Origin of the sequence: Streptomyces griseus subsp. griseus, from assembly GCF_000720255.1 — a bacterium.
GTDB lineage: Bacteria > Actinomycetota > Actinomycetes > Streptomycetales > Streptomycetaceae > Streptomyces > Streptomyces griseus_I.
This window is the reverse complement of the sequence record NZ_JOJE01000027.1, coordinates 14,043-37,758: the sequence shown is the minus strand read 5'-3', so window position 1 is coordinate 37,758 and position 23,716 is coordinate 14,043. Positions and strand designations below refer to the sequence as shown.

Genomic DNA, 23,716 nt, shown 5'->3' with positions numbered 1-23,716 from the left:
GACCATGAACACCTCACCGGCAACAAGATTCGCTCAACGCCTCTTCGAGGAGAGCGGCCTGGCGTCGTCTCACGAGCCCATCGACGTCATGCTGGTGAGCGCCCTCCTTGAGAGGTATTACCACGTCGGCGGACGTCTTGAGCGGCTGGCGACGGAGAAGGACGACACGTTCAGGCTCAGGACCGACTCGAACGACCACCTCGTGAAGGTGTCACACCCTGACGAGGCGGAGACGGTTGTCGCTCTACAGACCGCCGTAATGCGCTTTCTCCAAGGCACCGCTCCGGAATTGCCGGCCCAGCGGGTGAAGCTGACCGTCGATGGAGACGACGGCGTGGCCATCAGAACGAACGACGGCAGGACTCGCGTCCTGCGGGTGTTCGACTTCGTCGAGGGCCCGGTCCTGGCACGATCGAATCCAACCCCGGAACAGCTCGCCAAGGTGGGCGAGATGCTGGGACGAGTCGACGTGGCGCTGAAAGCATTTGAGCACCCTGCGGACCGACGAGGGCTGGTATGGGACATCCGGCATTTCCACCAGCTGACCGGACTTGTCGAGAGCGCGCCGAATACCGAGCACCGTCAGTTGGCCCAGGAGGTCTTCCGGCTCTTTGACGGAGCCATCGTCCCGAGGCTGAATGATCTCGAAACGCAAGTGATCCACGGCGACTTCAGCCCTTACAACGTTGTGGTGGATCCGCAAAGCGACGACTTTGTCACCGGCGTCATCGACTTCGGTGACACTATGCGCAGTGCCGTGATCTTTGACCCTGCAGTCTCCCTGGCGAACCTGCTCGGCCGGACGCCGGATCACCCCTGGCTGGATGCCTACGCCTTCGTCGCCGGCTACGAACGGGCACGGCCCCTCGAGGACTGGGAACTTCCGCTGCTGCCGATCGCCGCGCTGGCACGACTCACGTTGCGCGCGCTGATCACGAACTGGCGCGCGGAGCGCGCACCAGAGCGGCGCGATTACCTCCTCGGCCACGCCAAAGACGACTGGATCAACGTCGGGCGGGCCATGGCCGTACCCCTGGACGACGTCATTGCGCAACTCCGGGAAGGCCGTCATGACCTCGCCTGAACCAGAAGCGACCCCCCTTCGACCCGCAGTTCCATGATCGGTTGAGATACGGCTTCTCCGGTTCCCACCATCTCGCCCCGTTGGGGCTGATCACGTTCAGTGGGGCGAAGCCAGTGAAACGTACCTCGACGCGATCACGCGCGAGTCGGGGTCCATTCCGGCACGGCCTTCTCTCCCGCAGGAGTACCGGCCGCCTCGGCAGCTCACAGCATCGGGATGGCTGCCCGGTAGTCGTCGAGGTATCGCTGGTTGATCGCGTCGCCGTCGGGCAGATTGGAGCTGCGCCAGAGGGGGAGGGACACCTGCTGGGATACGGAGAGCCGGGCCAGACGAGCCAACAGCAGATCCCACAGGTAGGCGGAACAGATCGTGGATATCGACGCGGTCGCTCCGCTCGGCGTGGGCACGACGGCGTCACCGGGCGGGATGGCGGTGTCCAGCACCGTGTCCGCCACATCACCGAGCTTGGCGAAGGACCGGGCGGGCGCCTGTGCCATGTGGAGGCGAGAGGAGACGGCCACGACGTAGGCCCCGCGCTGCTTGAGTTCGTGGGCGGCCTCGACCGGGAACGCGTTCACGCCCGAGTTCGAGAAGACGACCGCCAGGTCGCCGGGCTGGACGCCCGCCGGGGCGACCAACGTCGCCGCGAGCCCGCTGACTCGTTCCAACTCGGTACTTGCCTGAGCGCCGTTCAGCGGCAGCAACGCCGGATGGAACAAGGGGCGTACGCAGCTGAGTCCGCCGGCGCGGTAGAAGGTCTCCAGGACCGCGGCCACGCTGTGGCCCGCCGCGGTGGTGTGCACGACCCGGCCGGTGCGCTCCACATCGAGCAGCCGAGCCGCCACCACGTCCAGGGCGGCGGTGTTGTGTTCCTCGATCATGCGGAGATGGGCGCGCATCGCGGCCCCGAAGTCGTCACTGAAGTCCGGCGGGTGGAGTCAGCCGGTGGCCGTTCTCATATCCGGGCCCTCACTCCGACGCCAGGCCAAACACCCGGATCAGGTGGGAACCCGTACACCACTTCCCGGGACGCAACCAAACGGTATTGCGGATGCTGACTCCGGGGAGACTTCCGCGACACCTATGGCCAATCGCCGCGGGCGTCGGACGGCGGTGACCAGCGGCACCGTCGCAAGGCGGTTCCGTGAGCCGACCGGTGCTCGGGCCAGTCCGGCTGCTACTGGCAGACGTACCAACGGCAGTGGTACGTAGCCGAGTCGTCCCAAAACTGGCTGCTCGTTGGATCGGGACGCGTGCCGCACAGTGGATGTCGTTCCGCACTGATGGCCCGGTCGGGCGGCGGCCGATGGTGTTGCACCCCCCGGCCGCGCACGGCCGGGCCAGATCGGCGCCCTTGGGACCCGGCAGCCATGACGCCGCCAGCAGTCGACCACGCCCCCACCAAGGAGATTGCCTTGTCCCGCCGTTTCCTCTTCCTCCTCGGCAGTCACCGCAGCAACGGGAACACCGAGTTGCTCGCGCGCCAAGCCGCCGCGCAGCTACCCGCCGACATCGAGCAGCAGTGGATCTCGCTCGCCGAGCATCCCCTCCCCTACTTCGACGACCTGCGGCACGGCGAAGGGCACGCCACGCGGCCCGAGGAGGGCAATCTGGCGTTGCTCTTCGAAGCCACCCTCGCCGCGACCGACATCCCGATCGCTTCCCCTGTGTACTGGTACTCGCTGTCCTCCCACACCAAGCGTTACCTGGACACCTGGACGTCCTGGCTGTACACCTCCGGTCTCGACTTCAGGGCGACCACGGCCGGACGCACCCTCTGGGGCGTCACCACCTCCGCGGGTGGCCTGCCCTGGCTCGCCGAACCGCTCGTCAGCACCATCAACAACCGGGCCGCGTACATGCAGATGAACCTCGGTGGCGTCCTGCGCGGCAACGGCACCGCACCGGGTGACGTCCTGAAGGACACCGACGCGCCGGCCCGGGCCAAGACCTTTTTCCCTGACCGGCGGCTGCAATCCGCACCGCACCTACTGCATGCCCGTAGAGGGCCTGCCCCAGCTGGCCAGGGCCCACCTGTTTCCCCATGGCGAGATCGTTTGCCGCGTCGGCATCGCGGCCCGTGACCCCGACGGCACCGAGGCCCACGTCACGGGCGGCGAACCACTGCTTCGCCCCGACCCTCGACCTGCGCTCTCAGCTCTCCCTCACCACCAGGTCTCAGCGCAGCGGTTCCCTCTCCCACCTGGCCAACGTGCGCAGGGCTTCTTCCGAGCGCGAGCCCGGTTCGGCGTGGTAGGTGACGAGCCGCATAGGGGTGCCTCCCGGCAGCGCCATGGGTTCGTGGACGAGGTCGAACTCTCCCACCACTGGATGCCGCATCCGCACGACATCGCCGCCGCTCCCGCAAATGACCTCATGTCGTGCCCACAGCTGTCGGAAGTCCTCGCTCTTGTGTGACAACTCCTGTATCAGTGAAGAGAGATGGGGGTCTCCGGGGCTCTTGCCGGCGTTCATCCGTAGTACGCCGGCGACTTCCTCGGCCGTGCGGCCCGGGCCGGCGCACCTCTCACGCGTCTCGGACGAGAGGAAGATCAGCCGGGCCACGTTGCGCTCCTCGGGCCGGAGCCCACCCCAGTCTCCGAGGACGGCGGTGGCAAGTCGGTTCCACCCCAGGATGTCCAAGCGTCGGCTGACGACGTAGGCGGGTACGCCGAGCGCGTTGAGCAGGTGGTGGACGCTGGGCCGCAGCCGCTGCGGCGGAGGAGCGGCAGGCGTCGCGCTCTGCCGTTCGGGCTGGGCCAGCCGGACCAGATGCTCGTGCTCCTCATCGCTCAGACGCAGGGCCCGGGCGACGGAGTCCAGCACCTCGGCCGACATGGTCTCGCCGTATCCCTGCTCCAGGCGCGCGTAGTAGGCGTACGACACCCCCGCCAGCTGGGCCAGCTCCTCGCGCCGCAGTCCCGGAACCCGCCGCCTGCCGTACGAGGTCATGCCCACGTCTTCGGGCCTGAGCCGGGCCCTGCGCGAGCCCAGGAACTCCCTCAACTCGCTGCGTCTAGTCCGAACCCGCCTCACTGATCGTGGTGCAGCGTACTCGATCGACTCGAAGACTCCATTTGATACTGAGTATCGATTAGATTTAAAGTATCTAATTAAGACTCCATCTCGAACGGAAGTGTTTTTCCATGAGCAAGATCTGGTTCATCACCGGTTCGTCGCGTGGCTTCGGTCGTCAGTTCGCCCAGGCGGCCCTGGAGCGTGGCGACAAGGTCGCGGCTACCGTCCGCAACATCGACTCCCTGGCGGATCTGGTGGCCGTCCACGGCGACGCGATCCTCCCGCTGACTCTGGACGTCACCGACAAGAGCGCCGCACTCGCGGCCGTGAAGCGGGCGCACGACCACTTCGGCCGCCTCGACGTCGTCGTGAACAACGCCGGCTACGGACTGTTCGGTGCGATCGAGGAGCTGACAGAGCGCCACGTCCGCGACCAGATGGAGACCAACTTCTTCGGCGCCCTGTGGGTCACCCAGGCGGTCCTGCCCATCCTGCGGGCGCAGGGCAGCGGACACATCGTGCAGATCTCCAGCGTCGGCGGCGTGATCACCTTCCCCCTGGTCGGTGGCTACAACGCCTCCAAGTGGGCTCTGGAAGGGCTCACCGACTCCCTCGCGCAGGAGGTGGCCGGCTTCGGGATCAAGGTCACTCTCGTGGAGCCGGGTAGTTTTGCCACCGACTGGGGCGGTTCCTCCGCCGCTTTCGCCGAGCGGCTGCCTGCCTACGAAGCGCTGCACGCGGCCGTGACCGCCAATCTCGCCGGCGTCCCCAACGGCGATCCGGCCGCTGCGGGCCCGGCGCTGCTGAAGGTCGTGGATGCCGAGAACCCGCCGCTGCGGGTGTTCTTCGGTGACTTCCCGCTCCACTTCGTCCCGCAGGTCTATGCCGAGCGCGTGAAGACCTGGCAGGAATGGGCCGACGTCGCCACCCAGGCCCAGGGCAACGCCGCGTAACCGTAAGGCACGACAACGGCCGGCGGGCATGTGGGATCCCTGGCGCAAACGGTCAGCATGGGGCGCGCAAGCGTCCTGGCTTGCTGACCTGGGATCGCCGCGGCGGGGGCCTGGGCACAGATGCCCGGCTCCCGCTCGGAAGGTTTGCTTCGTGGCTCGTCAGCTCGCTCGCGGTATGGGTTCGTTTTTCCAGGACTGCGGCTGTGATGCCAGCCGCCCACTGGTCTGTCGCGGTCAACCGCCCGGCTGTGCGCCGCGGCCACGTCGGCGTGGCTCAGGTGGCCGTGTGCAGCTTCGCGGCTGTGGCCGACGCGATCGCCTCGGTCGTGACGCCGGGGGCGGTCTCGACGAGGAGCAGGCCGTTGTCGGTGACGTCGATGACGCCGAGGTCGGTGATGACGCGGTGGACGCATGCCTTGCCGGTGAGGGGCAGGGTGCACTCGTCGAGGATCTTCGGGCTGCCGTCCTTGGCGGTGTGGTCCATGAGGACGACGACGCGGCGGGCGCCGTGGACGAGGTCCATCGCACCGCCCATGCCCTTGACCATCTTGCCGGGGATCATCCAGTTGGCGAGGTCGCCGGTGGCGGAGACCTGCATGGCGCCGAGGACGGCGGTGTCGATGTGGCCGCCGCGGATCATGCCGAAGGAGAGCGCGGAGTCGAAGAAGGACGCGCCGGGCAGGACGGTGACGGTCTCCTTGCCCGCGTTGATGAGGTCGGGGTCGACCTCGTGCTCGCGGGGGTACGGGCCGGTGCCGAGGATGCCGTTCTCGGAGTGCAGGACGACATGCACTCCGGGTGGGAGGTGGCCGGGGATGAGGGTGGGCAGGCCGATGCCGAGGTTGACGTAACTGCCGTCGGTCAGCTCGGCGGCGGCGCGGGCGGCCATCTGGTCGCGGGTCCAGCTCATGCGCGTACGGTCCCTCGTGTCGTAGGCGTCGAAGACGCGGAAATTCGGAGATGTTCTATGCGTTTGTCGGCGGCCTGGCCGGGGGTGAGGGCCACGATCCGCTGGACGAAGATGCCGGGGACATGGATCGTGACGGGGTCGAGGGCGCCCGGGTCGACGAGTTCCTCGACCTCGGCGATGGTGATGCGACCGGCCATGGAGGCCAGCGGGTTGAAGTTGGCGGCGGCCTTGTTGAAGACCAGGTTGCCGTGGGTGTCGCCGCGCCAGGCTCGGACGAGGGCGTAGTCGGTGGTGATGCCGTGTTCGAGGACGTGGTCGCGACCGTCGAAGGTGCGGGACTCCTTGGCCGGGGAGGCGACGGCGATGCTGCCGTCGGGTGCGTAGCGCCAGGGCAGACCGCCTTCGGCGACCTGTGTGCCCACGCCCGCCGGGGTGTAGCACTGCTGTACGTGATCGCGGCCGGCGCGGTCCTCGGGATCAGCGTCGCGACCAACGCCCCTCTGCTGAGCATCCTCCTGCTGCCGTTCGCCGTGCCCATGCTGAGCGTCTCCATCCGCCGCTTGCACGACACCGGCAAGCCGGGCTGGAGGATGTTCGTCGCCCTGATCCCCGCAGTCGGCCCGATCATGTATCTCGTGGCCATGGCGGCGGACGGCGCCCCGGCCACCAACCAGTACGGCCCTTCCCCCAAGGCCGTCGGTCACCCCGTCGGTTGGCAGGCAGACGAGGGATCCGTTGTCGGTACGGCGATGCCGGCCCCTGCGTCGTCGCGACGGTGACCGGGTCACGCTCACCGGCCGGCAGACCGCTGCGATCCATATTCACGACCGGTGCAACAAGACGACGCAAAAAAGGCGCCCCCGCGCGACAGCACGGGAGCGCAGCAGAAGAGGGCGGTTCACAGTGCGTCGACGGCACTCACCTTCCAGCCTGCGGACGTGTGGGTCATCGTCATCCGGACCCGGTTCAGATCCAGACGGGAACCCGAGACCTGGGTGCTCTCGGTGACCTGGTTGACGAAGAGCAGGACCACGGCCTTGTCCGCCGAGGCCGACACGACGGAGGCAGCGGGGCTGCCGCCGCTCGCGGGTTCGGCCACCGTCGCCTTCACCACCGCGTGGTACTTCCTGGCCGTCGGCCCGACCACACGCGTCGTGGTCTTCCGGTACTCGTCACGGAAGTGCCCGGTCAGACGGTCACGGGCACGGGCGAAATCCCGGTCCAGATGCCGGTAGTCGTACGACAGCACGACCGGTGCCGCCTTCCGCGCGGCCATGAGCGCCTCCGCCCGAGCGTCCTCGGTCCTACGCCCCTGCGCGTAGTGCCACCCGAGCACCGCGACCGCGATCAGACCCGCCACGAGGAGGACACCGAGTACTGCGGTGAGCCGCCGCCGGTCGGAGCGCGGCGGAGGCGCGCTGCCGTCCGGCTCCGCCAGGGACTCCGGGTCCTGCTCCAGGCATTCCGGCGACGGCTCCAGCGGGTCGTCCCAGCCGTCCGCCGACGGCTCGCCCAGCCCGGACGGCCCTGAGAGCGGTGCCTCGGGGGAGAGGGGTCCCTCGGGCCGCTTCACGTGCTCCGTCCGCTTGGCGCGCTTGGCTGCCGCGCGGGCGGCCGCGGTCATCGTCCGGCGGGCGGGCGAGCCGGCGGTGCGGCCTCGGGAGGTCGCGTTCCCCATGGTCGTGCTCCTCACTACTGGTGGCTGTCTGCGGGTGTCGGTCAGCCCACGAACTCGACGTCGGAGGTCAGCCAGCGCCCGCCCTGGTGCACCAGGTCGAGCTGCAGCCGATAGGTGCGCGCCTGCCCCTGGGGAACGGCGGTGTTGGTCACCTTGCTGTCGGCGACCACCAGGACGCGGGCCGAGTGGGCGTCGGACCGGACGATGCCGGCATCGAGGACCTGGCCCTCGGACACCGACTTGTTCGCGGCGACGAGCTTGGTCAGCTCCGCCGTCTGCGCGGTGAACTGCTTCTTGAAGCTGCCGGTGGCGCTCCTCAGCACGTCCGCGCTGTCCCGGCCGTAATGCCGGTAGTCGAGCGAGGTGAAGTTCAGCGCCGATTGGCGGGCCGCCCCCAGGACCTCCTGGCGCCGCTGCTCCGTCTCGTCCTGCTGGTGGAGGCGGAGACTCAGCCAGAGGGCGGCCGCGGTGGTGAGGACGGTCGCCACGACGAGGCCGACTGTCCACGCCCCGTTCATCCCGGACAACCTCACGTTCACGCCATGGGACCGACGAGCAGCCATTGCCACGACTCCTTTCCGAACACCGTCTGCTGGCCGCCCGTCGAGCCGATCTCGACGGGCCTTCCGTCCGGGCCGGTCGCGGTGCCGGTCTCCGGGTCGTACGGCGTGGTGTACGCCGTCTGTTCCGCACCGTCGGACGCGGCCTGCGCGCCGGGAGCGTTCTGCGCGCCCCGCACCGACGTCTTGCTGCCGCGTGGGGCCGTGCAGTGTGCGTCGCGGTTCGCCTCGCGCGTGCTCGTGTCGGCGGGGTCCCGCCGTGCCGTGCCGTACCCCTGGGTGCACGGCGGCGGGTCGCCGGCGTTCACCACCAGCCCGAAGTGGGTGGTGCCGTCGCCCGGGACGACCGTGTAGCTGCCCGAGACCAGCGCCGGAAAGGTGACGAGAGCCTGCTCCACGCCGGGCAGGTGGGCCAGCGTGACCTGGCCGCCGCTGATCAGGTTGGCCAGCAGGACCGACAGCTGTGGCCCGGTCGACTTCAGCAGCGAGTTGACCTCCTGCGCGGCCGGCGTGGCGTTGCCGATCAGCTTGCGCAGATCCCCGTCGCTGGACTTCAACTGTGCGGTCAGCGCCGCCAGGTCGTGCGCGAACGACTTGATGGACGAACCCTGGTCCGCCTGTGTCTTGAGGACTTTCCGTGAGTCCTCGATCAGCGAGATCGTCTCCGGCAACGACTCGGACGCCGACTCGACGAGCGCGTTGCCCGAGTCCACCATCCGGCTCAGGTCCGGTCCGGTGCCGGCGAAGGCCTTGCCCAACTCGTCGACGGTGACCCGCAGATCGTCCTTGTCGACGGAGTTCACCAGCCGGTCCAGGCTGAGGACCAGGTCCGTCGTGGGCAGCGGCACACGGGTGCTGCCGCGCGGTATGGTGCTGCCGTCCAGGAGATACGGACCCTTGGACGTACGCGGCTGCAGATCCACGTACTGTTCGCCCACCGCCGAACGGTTCGCCACCACGGCGAGGGTGTCCGCCGGGATGCGCGGTGCCCCGTCGCCGATGTCGAGGGCGACCGAGACGCCGTCGGCGCCGGTCAGCCGCAGCGCCCCGACGCGGCCCACGGGCACCCCACGGTAGGTGACCTCTGCGCCGGTGAAGACACCCCCTGAGTCGGCGAAGTCGGCCCGCACCGTGTAGCCGCGGTCCAGGACGTCGTCCACCAGGCCGGTGTACTCGGCGCCGACGTACGACACCCCGACGGCGGTGACCGTGGCGAACGCGAGCAGCTGCGCCTTGACCGTACGAGTGATCACGGCTGAACCCCCTTCAGCATCAGCTCGGCGAGCGCGAGGTCGATCCCCTCGGGCGGCTTCGCGCCGGTGGTGTAGCTGCTGGTGCACACCGGCGGGCACAACGGCCCGCCGCCGCTGCCGCCGCCGCCCGAGGGAGCCGACGGCACCGAGGGTGACGACGGCAGGCTCGGTGTGCTCGGCAGCGGGGCCGGCGCCGGGACGCTCGGCAGGTCCGGGAGGCGCGGTGCGTCGGGGATTCCGGGCGCCGGGGAACCCCCCTTGCCGCGGCCGGAGCTGCCGCCGGTCGTGTTCCCGTAGAGGTCCGTCAGGTCCAGGTCGGCGCTGATGTGCAGGTTGACGTAGTCACCCTTGACGGCGTCCACGGCATTGCGCGGGAACGGGTAAGTGGTCAACAGCTCGAGCGAGTTGGGCAGGTCATTGCCCGACTTGTTCAGCTGTTGCAGGATCGGCCGGAGCTTCTTGAGGTTCGCGACCGTGTCGTCGTGCGAGGCGGTGACCACCTTGGTGCCCGTCGTGCCGAGCTTCGACAGGGCGGTGAGCATCTTCGTCAGATCGCGCCGCTGGTGGGCGAGGACCTTCAGGGCGGGCGGCATCGTGCCGACGGTCTTGGCGATGGTCTCCTTCTCCTTCCCGAGCCGCCCCGCGAGCCGGTCGACGGCCTTGATCGCGCGGACGATGTCCTTCCGCTGGTCGTCCAGACCGCCGATGAACGTGTTCAGCTCCTTCAGCAGGGACCGGATCCGGCTCTCCCGGCCGTCGAGGGCCTTGTTCAGCTCCACGGTGATCGTCTTGAGCTGGGCCACCCCGCCGCCGTTGAGCAGGGCGGACAGCGCGGACAGCACCTCCTCGACCTCCGGGTTGCGGCCGCTGCGGGACAGCGGGATGCGGTCGCCGTCGCGGAGCCGGCCCACGGCCGCCGTGCCGGTCGGGGCGGCCAGTGCCACGTACTTCTCGCCGAGGAGACTGGTCTGCCGCAGTTCGGCGACCGCGTTGGCGGGCAGCTTCACCGAGTCGGCGACCCGCAGCCGTACGCGCGCGTGCCAGCCGTCCAGCCGCACCTTCTCGACCGCGCCCACGGTGACGTCGTCGACCTTCACCGCCGACTGCGGCACCAGGTCGAGGACATCGCGGAACTCGACGGTGACGTGGTACGCGTGACCGTCCGCGGCGGCTCCGCCGGGCAGCGGGACGTCGTACCAGCCGTTGAACTCGCAGCCGGACAGCAGCAGCGAACCGACCGCCGCCCAGGCGATGGCCCCGCCCATGCGGCGTACGCTCATGCGCTCGCCCCCAGGATCCCGCCGAGCGTCCGGTCGACCGTGCCCGTCACTGCGGAGCCCTGCGCCGGCTCGGGCAGGGAGTCGAAGAGTTTCTTCAGCTCCTTGCAGTCGGGGTTCTTGCCGCCCTCGTCGCCGGTCGTCCTCAGCACGGAGCACAGCAGCGAGGCCGGGTCCTGTGCCTGCTGGGCGTTGTTGCGGGTGTCGAGGGTGCCGGAGGAGGGGTTGTAGGCGTTGTTCAGGTTGGACAGGCCCGTGGGGGCGACCCGCAAGAGCTCGTCGAGTGCGGCGCGTTGGGTGACGAGCACCTTGGTCACCTTGCTGAGGCCCTTCACGTCCGTGGTCAGCGATTTCTTGTTCTTCTTCACGAAGGCGGACACATCACCGAGCGCCGTTCCCAGGTTCGTGAGCGCGTCCGCGAGGTCCTTGCGCTCGCCCGCGAGCTGCTTCGCGACCCGGGCGAGGCTGGTGTCGAAGGACCGCACGCTCTTGTCGTCGGCGGCGAGTGCCGCCGTGAACACCTGTAGGTTCTCCACCGTGCCGAACAGGTCGGTGCGGCCGTCGGACAGGGTCGTGACCGCCTGCGAGAGGTCGTGGACCGTCTGATGGAGGTTCTCGCCCTGACCGTCGAGGTTGTCCGCGCTCACCCCGAGCAGCCGCGACAGGGAACCGTCCTTGTTGGCGCCCTCGGGGCCGAGCGCGTCGGCCGTGGTGTGCAGGCTGTCGAAGATGCGGTCCAGCTCGACGGGTACGGCGGTGCGCGACTCCGGGATGACAGCACCGTTCCGCAGCACGGGACCCTTCCGGTACACCGGCAGCAGTTGTACGTAACGGTCGCTGACCACCGAGGAGTTGATGATCGCGGCCCTGGCGCCGGCGGGGACCTTGCGCCCTTCGTCGTACTCCAGCTCCACCCGCACCCGGTCGCCCTCGGGCTTGATCTCCTTGACCTCGCCGATCCGCACGCCGAGGACGCGGACGTCCGAGCCGGGATAGATCCCGACGGTGCGCGGGAAGTACGCGGTGACGTGCACCGGCTCGGGCCGTGGCCACAGCACGTAGGTGAGCGCGGCGATGAGGACCAGCGCGGTGAGCAGCGCCAGGCGTCTCTTCAGGCTCTTCACTGCGTGCCTCCGGTCCGTGGCGCCACCGGGGCGGCGACCAGGTTCTGGACGTAGGAGTCGAACCAGCGGCCGTTGCCGAGGGTGTTGGTGAAGACCCGTACGTACGGCGCGAGCAGCTTCACGCTCCGGTCGAGGCTCGACTGGTTGCGTTCGAGCATCTGCACCACACCTTTCAGCCCTGTGAGCGCGGGCCCGATCTCCTTGTTGTTGTCGTCGACCAGGCCGGAGAGCTCGATGCCGAGCGAGGCGGAGGTCTTCAGCAGCTTGTGGATCGCCTTGCGCCGCTTGCTGATCTCCGTGAACAGCTTGTCGCCGTCCTTGAGCAGGGCGGTGAAGTCCTTGGAGCGGTCGGCCAGCACGCCCGTGGTGCCGTTGGCGTGGCGCAGGAGTTCGCTCAGGGCCTTGTCACGCGAGGCCACCGTCCGGGAGATCCTCGACAGGCCCCTGATGGACGCCCGGACTTCGGAGGGCGAGTCCTGGAAGGTGGTGGAGATCGTGTCCAGCGCCTTGGCCAGCCGGTCGCTGTCGACCTTCTCCGACGTGGTCGTCAGGTCGCTGAACGCCTGCACGACGTCGTACGCCGAGACCGTCCGCCGCAGCGGGATCTCGCTGCCGGGCTTCAACTGCCCCGGCCCCTTGGGGTTCAGCGCGAGGTACTTCGCGCCGAGGATCGTCTTGACCCGGATCGACGCGCCGGTCTCGGTGCCGAACTTCGGATCGCCCTTGACCTTGAAGGTGACCTTGACGTGATCACCGTCGAGGTCGACGTCGTCGACCTTGCCGACCTTCACCCCGGCGATCCGGACCTCGTCGCCGGGCTTGAGGCCGCCCGCTTCCGAGAAGGCCGCGCTGTACGTCCTGCCACCGCCGATGAACGGCAGGCTGTCGGCGTTGAAAGCGGCCACGGTCAGCAGCGCGAGGACGGTGAGGCCGACCGCTCCGATCACCACGGGATTGTGCTCGCGGAACGGCGTCAGGCGGGGGCGCCGGATCCGTATGCGCGGCAGCCTGGGTGGCTCGACGCGCACCTTGAACAAGGGTTGCGGGCGCGGCGCCCGGCGCGGAAGCAGCCATATCTTCGGAAGCCGTACCTTCGGAAGCCGCAGCTTCGGCAGCTTCGGCGGATCGACGCGGACCTTGAACAGCGGCTCCGGGCGGTTCTTGCGGGTCATGCGGCTCACGATCCGCACCTCGCCCTCGCCACGTGCAGGTCGGGAGCGAGTACCTGCTTCGTCTTCGGGAGCACGATCCGGCCGTCGAAGTCGCAGAGGTAGAAGTTGAACCATGAGCCGTAGGACGCGGCCCCCGTCAGTGCGTTCAGCTTGTTCGGCAGCCGCTTCAGCACGCCCTCCACCGTCTTGTCGTTGTCGTTCAGCGTTCCGGTGAGACCAGCCAGCCCGGCGATGTCGTCCTTCAGCGGCGGCCGCGCGTCCTTCAGCAGCCCCGAGGTGGCCTCCGTCAGGTCGCCGAGGCCCACCAGTGACTCCCCGATGGGCTTGCGGTCGGCGGACAGACCCGAGATCACCCGCCGAAGCTGCTTGAGCAGCGCGGAGAAGCGGGTGCCGCGCTTGTCCAGCGTCGCCAGCACGGTGTTCAGGTTGTCGATCACCGAACCGATCAGCTTGTCGCGATTGGCCAGCGTCGTGGTGAGCGAGGCCGTGTGCACCAGAAGGCTGTTGACCGTGCCGCCCTCGCCCTGCAGCGTCTTGACGATCTCGGTGGCGAGCTGGTTGACGTCCTGCGGGCTGAGCGCGGCGAACAGCGGTTTGAAGCCGTTCAGCAGCGCGTTGAGATCCAGCGCGGGCTGCGTGCGCGACAGCGGGATGGTGGCGCCGGGCTTCAACCGGGTGCCGTCGCCCGCGCCCTCGGTCAGGGCGACGTACCGCTGCCCGACCAGGTTCCGGTAGCGGATGACCGCGTGGGTGCTGGTGAGCAGCGGCCGGTCCGCGCCGGCGGTGAAGGTGACCTCCGCCAGTGTGCGGTCCTTGATCCGGATGTCCTCGACCTCACCGACCCGTACCCCGGCGACCCGGATGTCGTCGCCCTTCTCCAGGCCGGTGACGTCGCTGAAGACGGCACGGTAGGTGCGCCCGGGGGTGAGGGAGAGGTTGACGATGGTGGCGGCGAGCAGCGCCGTCGCCAGGATCGTCACCAGCGCGAAGAGGCTGAACTTGATCAGCGGGGCGGTGGTCTGCCGGGCGCCTGTGCTTCTCATGCGACGCTCACCGCCGTCCCGCGCGCCATCGGCCCGAACAGCAGCGTCATGACCGGCGGCACCTCGTCGGCGGGCACGCCCAGCACGGGCGACACGAGCGAGCCGACGGCGTGCTGCTCGGCCCGGGTGGCGGAGACACCGGACGGACCAGCCGAACTTCCCGGCTGGGAACCGTCGTTGAGGTGGACTTCCGGCGCGGGCACGGAAGGATGCGGCAGGTCGCGGCAGTTGGGCCCCGACCGGTCGGCGTACCGGGGCTCCTCACCGGGCTGGTACGCCCCCTGCTGGCGCACCACCTCGAGGGTGATGTGCATGGTGCCGCCCCGGAACGCCTGCTCGGAGGCCTGCTCCTCGTGGACCAGGCCGGCAAGCAGGCAGGGGTACTCGGGCGAGTAGCGGGCGAAGAGCTCCAGCGTCGGGCGGGAGACCCGGCCGAGGGTGATCAGCCGGTCGCCGTTCGCCTGGAGGAAGTCGTCAGCGGTGGCCGCCACTCCGGCCGTGGTGGTGAGCGCGGACGCGATGCGGTCCCGCTGCTCGACCACGGTGCGGCTGGTGGTGACCGTGTTGCGCAGGATGTCCATCAGGTCCGGCGCCGCGTCACCGTACACCTCGGCCACATCGGCCAGGCGGGCGAAGTCCTCGGTCATGGACGGCAGATGAGGATTGAGGCGGTGCAGATAGGACTCCACGCGCGTGAGGTTGTCGCCGATCCGGTCGCCGCGCCCTTCGAGGGCGGTGGCGAAGGCGGAGAGTGTGGCGTTGAGCTTGGCGGGCTGCACGGTCCGCAGCAGCGGCAGCAGGTCGTTCATCAGCTGCTGGACCTCGATGCCGACGCGGGTGCGGTCCTGGGTGATGACATCACCGGCCCGGACCGGGCGGGCCGCTGAGTGTGCGGGCGCGACCAGGTCGACGTACTTCTCACCGAACAGCGTCTTGGGAAGCAGGCGCGCCCGTACGTCGGAGGGGATGTCGGGGACGTACTCCGGCTTGAGCGCGATGTCGAGCGTCGCCTTTGCCCCGTCGGCGTGCACCTCGCGCACCTCGCCGACCAGCAGCCCGCGCAGCTTGACGTCGGCCCGCGGGTCGAGCTGGTTGCCGAGGCTGTCGGCCTCCAGCTCGATCCGTACGGCCGGGGTGAACACCTGCTGGTACACGGCGACGGACAGCGACAACAGCAGTGCGAGTACGGCGATGAACACCACGCCGTACAACCGCAGTCTCAGCACCCTCATACGGTTCACCCCGCAATCCGAACGGTCGTGTTGGCGCCCCAGATCGCGAGCGACAGGAAGAAATCAAGGACGTTGATCGCCACGATCGAGGTCCGCACGGCGCGGCCCACCGCGACGCCGACGCCCGCCGGGCCGCCGCTCGCGTAGTAGCCGTAGAAGCAGTGCACCAGGATGATCAGGACGGCGAAGACCAGCACTTTTCCGAAGGACCACAGCACGTCGGCCGGTGGCAGGTACTGCTGGAAGTAGTGGTCGTAGGTGCCCGCCGACTGCCCGTAGTAGCCGGTGGTGATGGTGCGGGCGGCGAAGTACGAGGACAGCAGCCCGATCACGTAGAGCGGGACGACGGCGACGAAACCGGCGATCATCCGGGTGGTCACCAGGAACGGCAGCGAGGGCACGCCCATGACCTCGAGGGCGTCGGTCTCCTCGCTGATCCGCATCGCGCCGAGCTGGGCGGTGAACCCCGCGCCGACCGTCGCGGACAGCGCCAGCCCGGCCACCAGCGGGGCGATCTCCCGGGTGTTGAAGTACGCCGACAGGAACGCCACGAAGTTGGACGTGCCGAGCTGGTTCAGTGCGGCGTACCCCTGCAGACCCACCTCCGTGCCGGTGAAGAACGACAGGAAGGCGATCACGCCGACCGTGCCGCCCACGACCGCGAGGGCACCGCGCCCGAAACTCACCTCGGCGAGCAGCCGCAGGATCTCCTTCTTGTAGCGGCGTACGGTGCGGCCCGTCCACGCCAGCGAGCGGCCGTAGAAGGAGAGCTGGCTGCCCAGCTCCTCGAGACTTCTCAACAGCGCCATGCTCAGCCTCTCTGCGGGACGACCTGGAAGTACACCGCGGTCATCACGAAGTTCGTCACGAACAGCAACATGAAGGTGATCACCACCGACTGGTTCACGGCGTCGCCCACGCCCTTCGGCCCGCCCTTCGCCGTGAGCCCCTTGTACGAGGCGACGATGGCCGCGATCGCCCCGAACACCAGCGCCTTGATCTCCGCCGCCCACAGGTCGGAGAGCTGGGCCAGGGTGGTGAAGGACGCCAGGTAGGCGCCGGGCGTGCCGTGCTGCAGGACGACGTTGAAGAAGTAGCCGCCGGCCACGCCGACCACCGACACCAAGCCGTTGAGCAGCACCGCCACCACCATCGACGCCAGCACGCGCGGTACGACCAGCCGGTGGATCGGGTCGATGCCGAGCACCTGCATCGCGTCGATCTCCTCGCGGATCTTCCGCGCCCCGAGATCCGCGCAGATCGCCGTGCCGCCCGCGCCCGCGATCAGCAGCGCGGTGACGATCGGCGACGCCTCCCGCAGCACCGCCAGGACGGAGGCGGCCCCGGAGAAGGACTGGGCACCGAGCTGCCGGGTCAGGCTGCCGATCTGCAGCGCGATCACCGCGCCGAACGGGATGGACACGAGGGCCGTGGGGAGGATGGTGACGCTCGCGACGAACCAGGCCTGCTGAATGAACTCCCTCGCCTGGAACGGCCTTCGGGGCATGGTCCGGACGACGTCCAGTGCCATCGCGAACAGGTTTCCCGAGTGCCGCAGCGCTCCGCTCGGTGACAGTCTCATGCGTCCGCCACCGCCTTCCGGCGCCGCAGCTCGGCCTCGTGCCGGGCGATCGCCTCCCACCGGGGCGGTCGGGTGATGCCCGGTCCCGGCAGCAGGCGGGGAGTCAGCGCCTGGCTGCCAGGGGTCTTGCTGCCGTCGCCCAGCGCGGCCAGCTCCTGCTCGACCTGCGCGGCGTCCTTCTCCTCCGCCATGCCGATCGGGCCCTGCATCCGGCCGTTCAGGAACTGCCGGACGACCGGCTCGTCGCTGGTCAGCAACTCCTCACGCGGCCCGAACATGACCAGCTCGCGCCGGAACAGCAGCCCGATGTTGTCCGGGACCTGGCGGGCCGAGGCGATGTCGTGCGTGACGATCAAGAAGGTCGCGTCGATCTGGGCGTTGAGGTCGACGATGAGCTGGTTGAGATAGGCGACGCGTACCGGGTCGAGGCCCGAGTCGGGTTCGTCGAAGAGGATGATCTCGGGGTCGAGTACGAGGGCGCGGGCGAGACCGGCCCGCTTCCGCATCCCGCCGGAGATCTCGCCGGGCAGCTTCCCCTCCGAGCCGATCAGCCCGACCATGTCCATCTTCTCCAGCACGATGCGCCGGATCTCGCTCTCGGACTTGCGGGTGTGCTCGCGCAGCGGGAAGGCGATGTTGTCGTACAGGTTCATCGAGCCGAACAGGGCGCCGTCCTGGAACAGCACGCCGAAGAGCTTCCGCACCTCGTACAGCTCGTGCTCACGGAGCCTGGTGATGTCACGCCCCGCGATCTTCACCGAGCCGCAGTCCGGCTTCAGGAGTCCCACGAGCGTCTTGAGGAAGACGGACTTGCCCGTGCCCGAGGGGCCGAGCATGACCGAGACCTCCCCGGCGGGCAGCGTCAGCGAGACGTCCTGCCAGATGACCTGGTGACCGAAGGACTTGGTCAGCCCTTCCACACAGATCTCGACACCCATCCGTTTCACCTTTCGGCCCGTGGAGCAGCTCCGACATCTGCTCTACGGGGAGAGGCGGGGGGTCCGTCGCGGGAGAGGGAGATTTTTTCGACGGCCTACGGCAGGGCGGTCGGCGTCGGTACGGCGACCGGGACGGACGGCGTGGCGGAGGCCTCCGGGACGGCCGGCAGCGTCGTCAGGGCCGTGGACGCGTCCCGCAGGCCGGGGAGGCCGGGCACGCTCGGCAACTTCGGCACGCTCGGGACCTCGGGAACGCCCGGCACAGGTGACAGTGAGGCCGTCGGCAGGGACGGCACCGACAGCGGCAGCAGCGACCGGCCGTGGGTGCCGGTCGACGGCGTCCCTCTGGGAGTCGGCGAGGCGGCCGACAACTGGCGGGTGCTCGGGGCGGGCGTCCGGTCGGCGCCGTCGGGCCCCGCGGTCGCGGTGGCGGCGTCCGACACGGGGGACGCGGCGGACCGGGGCGGCGTGTCCGGTCGGCCCCCGTGGAGGGTGTACGGCAGCACGAACCCCGCCACCGCAAGGGTCGCCGCCGCCGACGTGGCCGCCACGGCCTGCGCCTTGCCGCCCGCCCGCAGCCGCCCCCGCCCGATCATGAACAGCGCGAACCCGAGCGTCCCGGCGAGCGAGGCGCGCAGCGTGCGCCGGGCACGGGCAAGGAGGGATTCGACGGTCCGGTAGCTCAGCCCCATCCGGACGGCGACCTGGCTCACATCAAGGTCCTCGGACTTCAGCCGCAGTGCCTCCGCCTGGCGGGTGGGCAGCTCTCCGCTGCGCCTGGCCAGCCACCTGGCCTCGGCCCGGTCGCACACCGCCTCCTCGATCGGCACCGGTCCGGGAGCGACCAGTGTCGGGCTGGTGCGGACCTCGGCCTCGCGGTTGACCTGCCGATAGCGGTCCACACACAGCCGCATGGTCACCGTCGTCAGCCAGGCAGCGAGCCGCTCGTCGTCCAGGTCGGGCCGCTCCGCCGCGCGCAGCATCGCCTCGTGCACCGCGTCCTCGGCGTCCTCTCGGCTCATCGACCTGCGCCGGGCCACCTTGAGCAACTGCTCGCGGTGGCTCCACATGAGCTGCCAACGGTCGTCGGCGGCTCGTATCTCCGCAGGCATGTCCGTCGCCATGAGGGCCCCTTCGCGCTCACCCGCCGGTCTCGTCCCGTCCGGCGTGCGGCGACATTACCGCCCGGTAGCCGCCGTTGTGGAGGGGGCGAAGGCCATCGAGTTCCCGTTGTTACTGGTCAGCGGAGCGCTGCTCGGGAGCGGGTCGTCGGTGGGCAGGCTGACGGACGGGTCGGGCACGGGAACCACGAGTTCCGTCGTTTTCCCGTCCGCCGGACGGGAGTTGGAGGGCGACGGCGAAGCGGGGGCGGACGGTTTCAACGACGGTGTGGCCCTCGGGCGAGGTGACGGTTTCGGCTTCGGTGTGGTCTTGGCCCCCGAAGGCCCGGGCTGACGCGAGGGCTGTATCGACGTCATGGCGGAGTCGTCAGGAACCACCCGGTGACCTTCGAGGAAGTATGCGTACCAGGCCCTGACCGTGCGCAGATACGTCGCCGAGTGGTTGTAGCCGAGGATCGCCCCGTCCAGGCCGGCGGGCTCGGACAGGTCCCTTCCGGCCGCGCACAGATAGCGCCCGGCGGCGAGCGCCGCGTCGAACATGTTGTCCGGGTCGGCCCGCCCGTCGCCGTTCCCGTCCGCGCCCCAGCTGACCCAGGTCGACGGAATGAACTGCATCGGCCCGACCGCCCGGTCGTACACCACGTCTTCGTCGTACGCGCCACCGTCCGAGTCCCGTACGACGGCGAAGGCGCCGCCGTCCAGGCGCGGACCCAGAATCGGCGTCACGGTCGTGCCGGCCGCGGTCACCCGGCCGCCCTGGGCCTGCCCCGACTCCACCTGGCCGATCGCGGCCAGCAGCTGCCACCTGAGGCGGCAGCCGGGCGCGGTGCGCGCGAGCTCCGCCTCGGCGTGCCGGTACGCGGCGAAGACGCTCGCGGGCAGCGCGGCGCCGCCCACCAAAGCCTTCTTCCCCGTCCGGGCCCGCGCCAGCGGAGGAAGCTCCGTGCGGTACGGGGTGTCGCCGGACACGCTCGGCCCGTGTCCGGCGGGCCACTCCGCTGGTACGGCGGCCCGCACTGAGGCCGCACCCGGTGCCTGTGAAGCGGTCAGCGCCGCCATCGCCGCCGCCGCGATCACCGCACCTTTGACGCCCCTGACCATGTGCCCTGCCACGTCGCGATCCCTCCCTGTGGGCTGCTGTCGTCTGCTTTACGCGGGAGGGAGGCGCGTCCGTCGGAATGACCCGGGTGTCGAGAAGGTCCTCGAGTACGTCTGCACCGGCAGCGTGTCCGCCGTCGAGCTCCACACCGTCTCGAACCGGGGACCGTGGGCAGGCGCGTGTGCCCAGGCTGGGGAAGAGGCCGAGAGCGCCCGCCTGGGCGAGGTCGTCGAGCCGAGGCCCAATGACCGGGTGCTTGCGGGCTTTCACCAGGCAGGTCGGTTGTCGGAACCGACGGCGTCGGAAGTCGCACCGGTCGCCTGGCCCGACCAGGCGGTCGCAGATTGCGCCCACGGCCTGATGGACGTGCCGGCCATGCTGCACGCCGTCGAGCCCTCCGCTGTCAGGCTGGCAGCGTGCCGCTGACGGCGCCGAGCGCGAGACCGACCGGCTTGTAGGCGTTCTCGGATGCCTTCACCCGCTCACCCCTTGCGGCGGCAGGTCAGCCACACCAGGACGGCCACGCCCGCCGCGGCCAGCAGCACCTTGCGGTTGTCACACGCCAGCTGCGCCCCTTGGGCGGTCTTCTGCCGAACCGGCTCGGGCGCCTCGTCCTGCCACAGCTGACCGGCCTGGGCGGCCTTGGCCCGGGCCTGCTCGGTGGCTTGGGTGGCCTTGTCCTTGACGGGGTCGGGCAGGCGGTTTTGCGCCTGGTGGGCCAGGTCGGCGGCCTTAGCCTTCAGTTCCCCGGCCTTCACCACGGCTTGTTCCTTCAGTTCCACGGTCTTCACCACGGCTTGTTCCTTCAGTTCCGCGGTCTTCACCACGGCTTGTTCCTTCAGTTCCGCGGTCTTCACCACGGCTTGTTCCTTCAGCTCTCCGGCCTTCGCGGCGGCCTGTTCCTTGCCCTCGGCGGCCTTCTCCTGGGCGTGCGCCTTGACGTCGGTCTTCGCCGCGAGTGCCTCGACCGTCTCCCCGAGCTCGGTCCGGGTCTGCTCGACCTGCTCGCGCAGTTCCTCGGGGCTGGAGGCGGTGGGCTCGTCGTGAGGCGGCTGGGTCATCGGTGCGCACTCTCCTTGATCTCGGTCACGTCGGCCTTCACGTTCTCGACCGTCTGCTCGGGTGAGGGCGGCGCGGCCTGGTCCACCTGCTTCTTTCCACTCATGGCCATCACCGCGGCGATCACACCCAGTACCGTTGTGACGATCAGCCCAGCTGCCCACACCGGCAGCGTCACCGCCAGCGCGGCGATCACGGTGGCGACCAGTGCCTGTGCCGTCAGGAAGCCGACGACTCCGGCGCCGCCGAACAGGCCACCGCCCTTGCCGTAGCGCTTGCCCTTCTCCTTCATTTCCGCCTGCGCCAGGCGCAGTTCGCCGCGCACCAGTTCCGTCAGCTGCTGCGAGGCCCGCTGCACCAGCTCGCCCACCGGCTCTTGATTGGAGCGGTCCGTGGTCAGGCCGGATCCGGCATGGTGCGGCTGCGTGCTCGACACGGCGGTCACCTCCTGTCCCTTTGCGTTCTTGCAGGCCGGGCCCAGTCATGCGCCCGGTCAGTTCCGATGACCGCGCGGGTACCCCGAACAGACGAGTTCAGGGCCCACGGTGTGGCCCGCTTGGAGCCCAATGACGCGGTAGGTGCAGCAGGTCTGACTGCGTTTCGACTCGATGTGTACGCGGGCGGGCGGGTTGACGCCGAGTTCGCCGGGGCGAGCACCGGCTGAGTGGTCAAGCAGATCACCTGCAGGTGTGGTTTGTCGGCTGTCTCACGGAGCGGCGCGTGCTGCACCGCCAGGGCATCCGCCTGAAGTCACAGGGAGAGCCGGTGGCGCAGGATCAGTCCAGGGGCGCGGCGGGTGAGCCAGGCGCTGGCCAGGCCGATGACGGCGCCGGTGGCTACGTCGCTGGGATAGTGGGCGCCACTCTGCACCCGCTCGAGCGCCACCATGGCGGACGGCAGGGCACATACTGCGCCGACGGCCGGCCACGCGGGTGCGACGGCCGCGGTGAAGGCGACCGCGGCGGCGGTGTGTCCGGAAGGGAAGGAGGAGGAGTTGGGACGGTCATCGACCTCGTCGTGGGGGAACCAGTCCTTCGGTGGCCGGGGCCGGTCGGCCAGTTGCTTGCACAGGCCGTTCGAAATCAGCTGCGCGAGGACCAGGGAGCCCAGGCCGATGACCGCCGCCTTGCGGCCGCGCCACCCGCCCAGCCACGCCATCGCGGCGGCGGTGCCGCACCAGAGCTTCGTGCTCTCGGCGGTCTCCTCCACTGCCGAGAGCACTTTGCCGACGCGGGGCGGGATGCGGGAGGCCGCCTTTTTGGTCAGCGACCGATCCGCGTCGTGCAACCCTGCCAGAAGTCTCATGCAGTGCAGGTATCCCGCAGGTCATGAACCTATGCCCAAGATCATCGGGTGGCGGTTCAGCCCTCGCCCAGGCGGCGTCGGTCGTCCTCGTCCCACTTCCGGGTGTCGCGGGGCTGGGTGTAGGGCTCGGTGTCCGGTGGCAGGCCGCCCGCGATGGACCGCTGACGTACGGTCTCGGCGTCGAACTCCAGGCCCAGCAGGATGGCCAGGTTGGTGATCCACAGCCAGACGAGGAAGACGATGACGCCGGCCATGGTGCCGTAGGTCTTGTTGTAGGAGGCGAAGTTCGCCACGTAGAACGCGAACCCGGCCGAGGCGATCACCCAGATCACCAGGGCAAGGAGACTGCCCGGGGTGACCCACCGGAACCCCTTCACCTTCGCGTTCGGGCTCGCCCAGTACAGGATGGCGATCATGACGGTGATCAGGACGACGAGGACGGGCCATTTGGCGATCGACCACACCGTCATCGCGGTGTCGCCGACGCCCAGCGCGGTACCGGCCCGGCGGGCCAGGCCGCCGGTGAACACCACGATCAGGGCACTGGCCACAGCTAGCACCATCAGTACGACGGTCACGCCCAGGCGTACGGGAAGGATCTTCCAGGCCGGGCGGCCCTCGGGCATGTCGTAGACGGCGTTCGCCGCGCGGATGAAGGCGGCCACGTAGCCTGAGGCCGACCACACCGCTAGCACGATGCCGACAACAGCCATGAGGGAGCCGACGCCGGCGTTGCTCTGCAGCTGCTCCACGGCCCGGGTGATGATGTCCCGGGCCGAACCGGGGGCCAGTTTCTTGATGTTGGCCAGCACCGCGTCGGTCGCCGACTTGCCGGTGATGCCCAGCAGCGACACGAGCACCAGCAGCGCCGGGAAGAGCGACAGCACCCCGTAGTACGTCAGGGCTGCCGCGCGGTCGGCGAGCTCGTCGTCCTTGAACTCGTGCAGGGCGCCCTTGAACACACCGCCCCAGGCCCGCTTGGGCAGTTTCGTCGGTGTGTCCGGTGCCCGGTGCTCGACCTCGGCCCCGGGCCCGGCCTCCTCGGGTGCCGGCGCCTCGTGGCTGCCGTGGTGTGCGTTCCGCCCTGAAAGATGCAGCTTCGCCATACGCGTCGGGTAACCCCTCAAGGCTCCGCCTACGCCACCGAGGCGCCCAATCCACGCGGCGTCAGGCGTCCAGAGGTGAGGCGGATGTCGGCCGCGCCTCATCGGGGGCTTCGCCGATGGGCTGTCCGTTCGTTGTAGCCGCAAGGAGTCAGCCTCCCCGCGGCAGAGCCGGACTGGGCGACCGGAGACGACGCCGACCGTG

The 23,716-nt window shown here is 69.4% G+C and carries 23 protein-coding genes and 2 pseudogenes; 4 read left to right on the top strand and 21 right to left on the bottom strand.

Annotated features, from left to right (window positions below; translation table 11 throughout):
- The first annotated feature begins 4 nt into the window (after positions 1 to 4).
- Positions 5 to 1,084: a phosphotransferase gene (locus IG99_RS29700; protein ID WP_037679186.1), complete on the top strand. Its 1,080-nt coding sequence runs from the start codon at positions 5 to 7 to the stop codon at positions 1,082 to 1,084.
- A gap of 203 nt (positions 1,085 to 1,287) precedes the next feature.
- Here the strand turns inward: IG99_RS29700 and IG99_RS29695 are convergent.
- A pseudogene (locus tag IG99_RS29695) lies at positions 1,288 to 1,989 on the bottom strand (sugar isomerase domain-containing protein); the annotation flags it as partial.
- 510 nt (positions 1,990 to 2,499) lie between these two features.
- Here IG99_RS29695 and IG99_RS29690 point away from each other — a divergent pair.
- Positions 2,500 to 3,168, top strand: a complete 669-nt coding sequence (locus IG99_RS29690) for a flavodoxin family protein (protein ID WP_078947974.1) — start codon at positions 2,500 to 2,502, stop codon at positions 3,166 to 3,168.
- Positions 3,169 to 3,262: 94 nt separating this feature from the next.
- Here the strand turns inward: IG99_RS29690 and IG99_RS29685 are convergent, their stop codons facing one another.
- Entirely contained in the window at positions 3,263 to 4,090 is an 828-nt protein-coding gene (locus IG99_RS29685) for a helix-turn-helix domain-containing protein (RefSeq protein WP_234312007.1), read from the bottom strand.
- 140 nt (positions 4,091 to 4,230) lie between these two features.
- Between IG99_RS29685 and IG99_RS29680 the strand changes: the two genes are divergently transcribed.
- Positions 4,231 to 5,055, top strand: coding sequence for an SDR family oxidoreductase (locus IG99_RS29680; RefSeq protein ID WP_037679182.1), 825 nt, complete (start codon positions 4,231 to 4,233; stop codon positions 5,053 to 5,055).
- 274 nt (positions 5,056 to 5,329) lie between these two features.
- Here IG99_RS29680 and IG99_RS29675 read toward each other — a convergent pair whose 3' ends face one another.
- Positions 5,330 to 5,965 (bottom strand): CoA transferase subunit B, encoded by a 636-nt coding sequence (locus IG99_RS29675; RefSeq protein ID WP_037679179.1) that lies wholly within the window; start codon positions 5,963 to 5,965, stop codon positions 5,330 to 5,332.
- A pseudogene (locus IG99_RS47940) lies at positions 5,962 to 6,432 on the bottom strand (succinyl-CoA--3-ketoacid-CoA transferase); the annotation flags it as partial. The pseudogene IG99_RS47940 and the gene IG99_RS29675, both read right to left, overlap by 4 nt.
- 69 nt (positions 6,433 to 6,501) lie before the next feature.
- On the opposite strand from IG99_RS47940, the gene IG99_RS47935 reads away from it, so the two are divergent.
- On the top strand, positions 6,502 to 6,744 hold the full coding sequence (locus IG99_RS47935; protein WP_051866045.1) for a DUF805 domain-containing protein: 243 nt from the start codon (positions 6,502 to 6,504) through the stop codon (positions 6,742 to 6,744).
- Positions 6,745 to 6,863: 119 nt separating this feature from the next.
- On the opposite strand, the gene IG99_RS29660 is transcribed toward IG99_RS47935, so the two are convergent.
- The 17 genes from IG99_RS29660 to IG99_RS29575 all read right to left on the bottom strand — a co-directional run bounded on the left by IG99_RS29660 (position 6,864) and on the right by IG99_RS29575 (position 23,514).
- Positions 6,864 to 7,643 carry a hypothetical protein gene (locus IG99_RS29660; protein WP_037679177.1) on the bottom strand — a complete coding sequence of 260 codons (780 nt, stop codon included), beginning with the start codon at positions 7,641 to 7,643 and terminating at the stop codon, positions 6,864 to 6,866.
- Between the two features lie 41 nt (positions 7,644 to 7,684).
- Positions 7,685 to 8,161, bottom strand: coding sequence for a hypothetical protein (locus IG99_RS29655; RefSeq protein ID WP_107056057.1), 477 nt, complete (start codon positions 8,159 to 8,161; stop codon positions 7,685 to 7,687).
- A gap of 17 nt (positions 8,162 to 8,178) precedes the next feature.
- Positions 8,179 to 9,456, bottom strand: a complete 1,278-nt coding sequence (locus IG99_RS29650; RefSeq protein WP_037679173.1) for an MCE family protein — start codon at positions 9,454 to 9,456, stop codon at positions 8,179 to 8,181.
- Positions 9,453 to 10,736, bottom strand: a complete 1,284-nt coding sequence (locus tag IG99_RS29645; RefSeq protein ID WP_037679170.1) for an MCE family protein — start codon at positions 10,734 to 10,736, stop codon at positions 9,453 to 9,455. The genes IG99_RS29650 and IG99_RS29645 overlap by 4 nt, the downstream gene beginning before the upstream one ends.
- Positions 10,733 to 11,857, bottom strand: coding sequence for an MCE family protein (locus IG99_RS29640; protein WP_234312006.1), 1,125 nt, complete (start codon positions 11,855 to 11,857; stop codon positions 10,733 to 10,735). The genes IG99_RS29645 and IG99_RS29640 overlap by 4 nt, the downstream gene beginning before the upstream one ends.
- Positions 11,854 to 12,834, bottom strand: coding sequence for an MCE family protein (locus tag IG99_RS29635; protein WP_037679316.1), 981 nt, complete (start codon positions 12,832 to 12,834; stop codon positions 11,854 to 11,856). The genes IG99_RS29640 and IG99_RS29635 overlap by 4 nt, the downstream gene beginning before the upstream one ends.
- A gap of 200 nt (positions 12,835 to 13,034) precedes the next feature.
- Entirely contained in the window at positions 13,035 to 14,072 is a 1,038-nt protein-coding gene (locus tag IG99_RS29630) for an MCE family protein (RefSeq protein ID WP_037679168.1), read from the bottom strand.
- On the bottom strand, positions 14,069 to 15,304 hold the full coding sequence (locus IG99_RS29625) for an MCE family protein (RefSeq protein WP_037679166.1): 1,236 nt from the start codon (positions 15,302 to 15,304) through the stop codon (positions 14,069 to 14,071). The genes IG99_RS29630 and IG99_RS29625 overlap by 4 nt, the downstream gene beginning before the upstream one ends.
- A gap of 5 nt (positions 15,305 to 15,309) precedes the next feature.
- On the bottom strand, positions 15,310 to 16,113 hold the full coding sequence (locus IG99_RS29620) for an MlaE family ABC transporter permease (protein ID WP_037679164.1): 804 nt from the start codon (positions 16,111 to 16,113) through the stop codon (positions 15,310 to 15,312).
- A 2-nt stretch (positions 16,114 to 16,115) separates the two neighbouring features.
- Complete coding sequence (locus tag IG99_RS29615) at positions 16,116 to 16,886, bottom strand: MlaE family ABC transporter permease (RefSeq protein ID WP_037679161.1); 771 nt, start codon at positions 16,884 to 16,886, stop codon at positions 16,116 to 16,118.
- Positions 16,883 to 17,824 (bottom strand): ABC transporter ATP-binding protein, encoded by a 942-nt coding sequence (locus tag IG99_RS29610; protein ID WP_037679160.1) that lies wholly within the window; start codon positions 17,822 to 17,824, stop codon positions 16,883 to 16,885. The genes IG99_RS29615 and IG99_RS29610 overlap by 4 nt, the downstream gene beginning before the upstream one ends.
- 95 nt (positions 17,825 to 17,919) lie before the next feature.
- Positions 17,920 to 18,948 (bottom strand): RNA polymerase sigma factor, encoded by a 1,029-nt coding sequence (locus tag IG99_RS29605; RefSeq protein WP_037679158.1) that lies wholly within the window; start codon positions 18,946 to 18,948, stop codon positions 17,920 to 17,922.
- A gap of 54 nt (positions 18,949 to 19,002) precedes the next feature.
- A complete protein-coding gene (locus IG99_RS29600) occupies positions 19,003 to 20,058 on the bottom strand; it encodes a lytic transglycosylase domain-containing protein (protein ID WP_234312005.1) in 1,056 nt (351 codons plus the stop codon).
- A gap of 468 nt (positions 20,059 to 20,526) precedes the next feature.
- Positions 20,527 to 21,105 (bottom strand): DUF3618 domain-containing protein, encoded by a 579-nt coding sequence (locus IG99_RS29590; protein ID WP_037679153.1) that lies wholly within the window; start codon positions 21,103 to 21,105, stop codon positions 20,527 to 20,529.
- On the bottom strand, positions 21,102 to 21,473 hold the full coding sequence (locus IG99_RS29585; protein ID WP_037679314.1) for a phage holin family protein: 372 nt from the start codon (positions 21,471 to 21,473) through the stop codon (positions 21,102 to 21,104). The genes IG99_RS29590 and IG99_RS29585 overlap by 4 nt, the downstream gene beginning before the upstream one ends.
- Positions 21,474 to 21,853: 380 nt before the next feature.
- Positions 21,854 to 22,408 (bottom strand): phosphatase PAP2 family protein, encoded by a 555-nt coding sequence (locus IG99_RS29580; RefSeq protein ID WP_037679152.1) that lies wholly within the window; start codon positions 22,406 to 22,408, stop codon positions 21,854 to 21,856.
- Between the two features lie 56 nt (positions 22,409 to 22,464).
- Entirely contained in the window at positions 22,465 to 23,514 is a 1,050-nt protein-coding gene (locus tag IG99_RS29575; RefSeq protein WP_037679150.1) for a YihY/virulence factor BrkB family protein, read from the bottom strand.
- Positions 23,515 to 23,716 lie beyond the last annotated feature (202 nt).

Bases quoted from the DNA above. Each gene is read 5' to 3' on its own strand.
- IG99_RS29700 (WP_037679186.1), top strand. From the start codon at position 5: ATGAACACCTCACCGGCAACAAGATTCGCTCAACGCCTCTTCGAGGAG.
- IG99_RS29680 (WP_037679182.1), top strand. From the start codon at position 4,231: ATGAGCAAGATCTGGTTCATCACCGGTTCGTCGCGTGGCTTCGGTCGT.
- IG99_RS29675 (WP_037679179.1), bottom strand. From the start codon at position 5,965: ATGAGCTGGACCCGCGACCAGATGGCCGCCCGCGCCGCCGCCGAGCTG.
- IG99_RS47935 (WP_051866045.1), top strand. From the start codon at position 6,502: ATGCTGAGCGTCTCCATCCGCCGCTTGCACGACACCGGCAAGCCGGGC.
- IG99_RS29660 (WP_037679177.1), bottom strand. From the start codon at position 7,643: ATGGGGAACGCGACCTCCCGAGGCCGCACCGCCGGCTCGCCCGCCCGC.
- IG99_RS29655 (WP_107056057.1), bottom strand. From the start codon at position 8,161: ATGAACGGGGCGTGGACAGTCGGCCTCGTCGTGGCGACCGTCCTCACC.
- IG99_RS29645 (WP_037679170.1), bottom strand. From the start codon at position 10,736: ATGAGCGTACGCCGCATGGGCGGGGCCATCGCCTGGGCGGCGGTCGGT.
- IG99_RS29630 (WP_037679168.1), bottom strand. From the start codon at position 14,072: ATGAGAAGCACAGGCGCCCGGCAGACCACCGCCCCGCTGATCAAGTTC.
- IG99_RS29625 (WP_037679166.1), bottom strand. From the start codon at position 15,304: ATGAGGGTGCTGAGACTGCGGTTGTACGGCGTGGTGTTCATCGCCGTA.
- IG99_RS29620 (WP_037679164.1), bottom strand. From the start codon at position 16,113: ATGGCGCTGTTGAGAAGTCTCGAGGAGCTGGGCAGCCAGCTCTCCTTC.
- IG99_RS29615 (WP_037679161.1), bottom strand. From the start codon at position 16,886: ATGAGACTGTCACCGAGCGGAGCGCTGCGGCACTCGGGAAACCTGTTC.
- IG99_RS29610 (WP_037679160.1), bottom strand. From the start codon at position 17,824: ATGGGTGTCGAGATCTGTGTGGAAGGGCTGACCAAGTCCTTCGGTCAC.
- IG99_RS29605 (WP_037679158.1), bottom strand. From the start codon at position 18,948: ATGGCGACGGACATGCCTGCGGAGATACGAGCCGCCGACGACCGTTGG.
- IG99_RS29590 (WP_037679153.1), bottom strand. From the start codon at position 21,105: ATGACCCAGCCGCCTCACGACGAGCCCACCGCCTCCAGCCCCGAGGAA.
- IG99_RS29580 (WP_037679152.1), bottom strand. From the start codon at position 22,408: ATGAGACTTCTGGCAGGGTTGCACGACGCGGATCGGTCGCTGACCAAA.
- IG99_RS29575 (WP_037679150.1), bottom strand. From the start codon at position 23,514: ATGGCGAAGCTGCATCTTTCAGGGCGGAACGCACACCACGGCAGCCAC.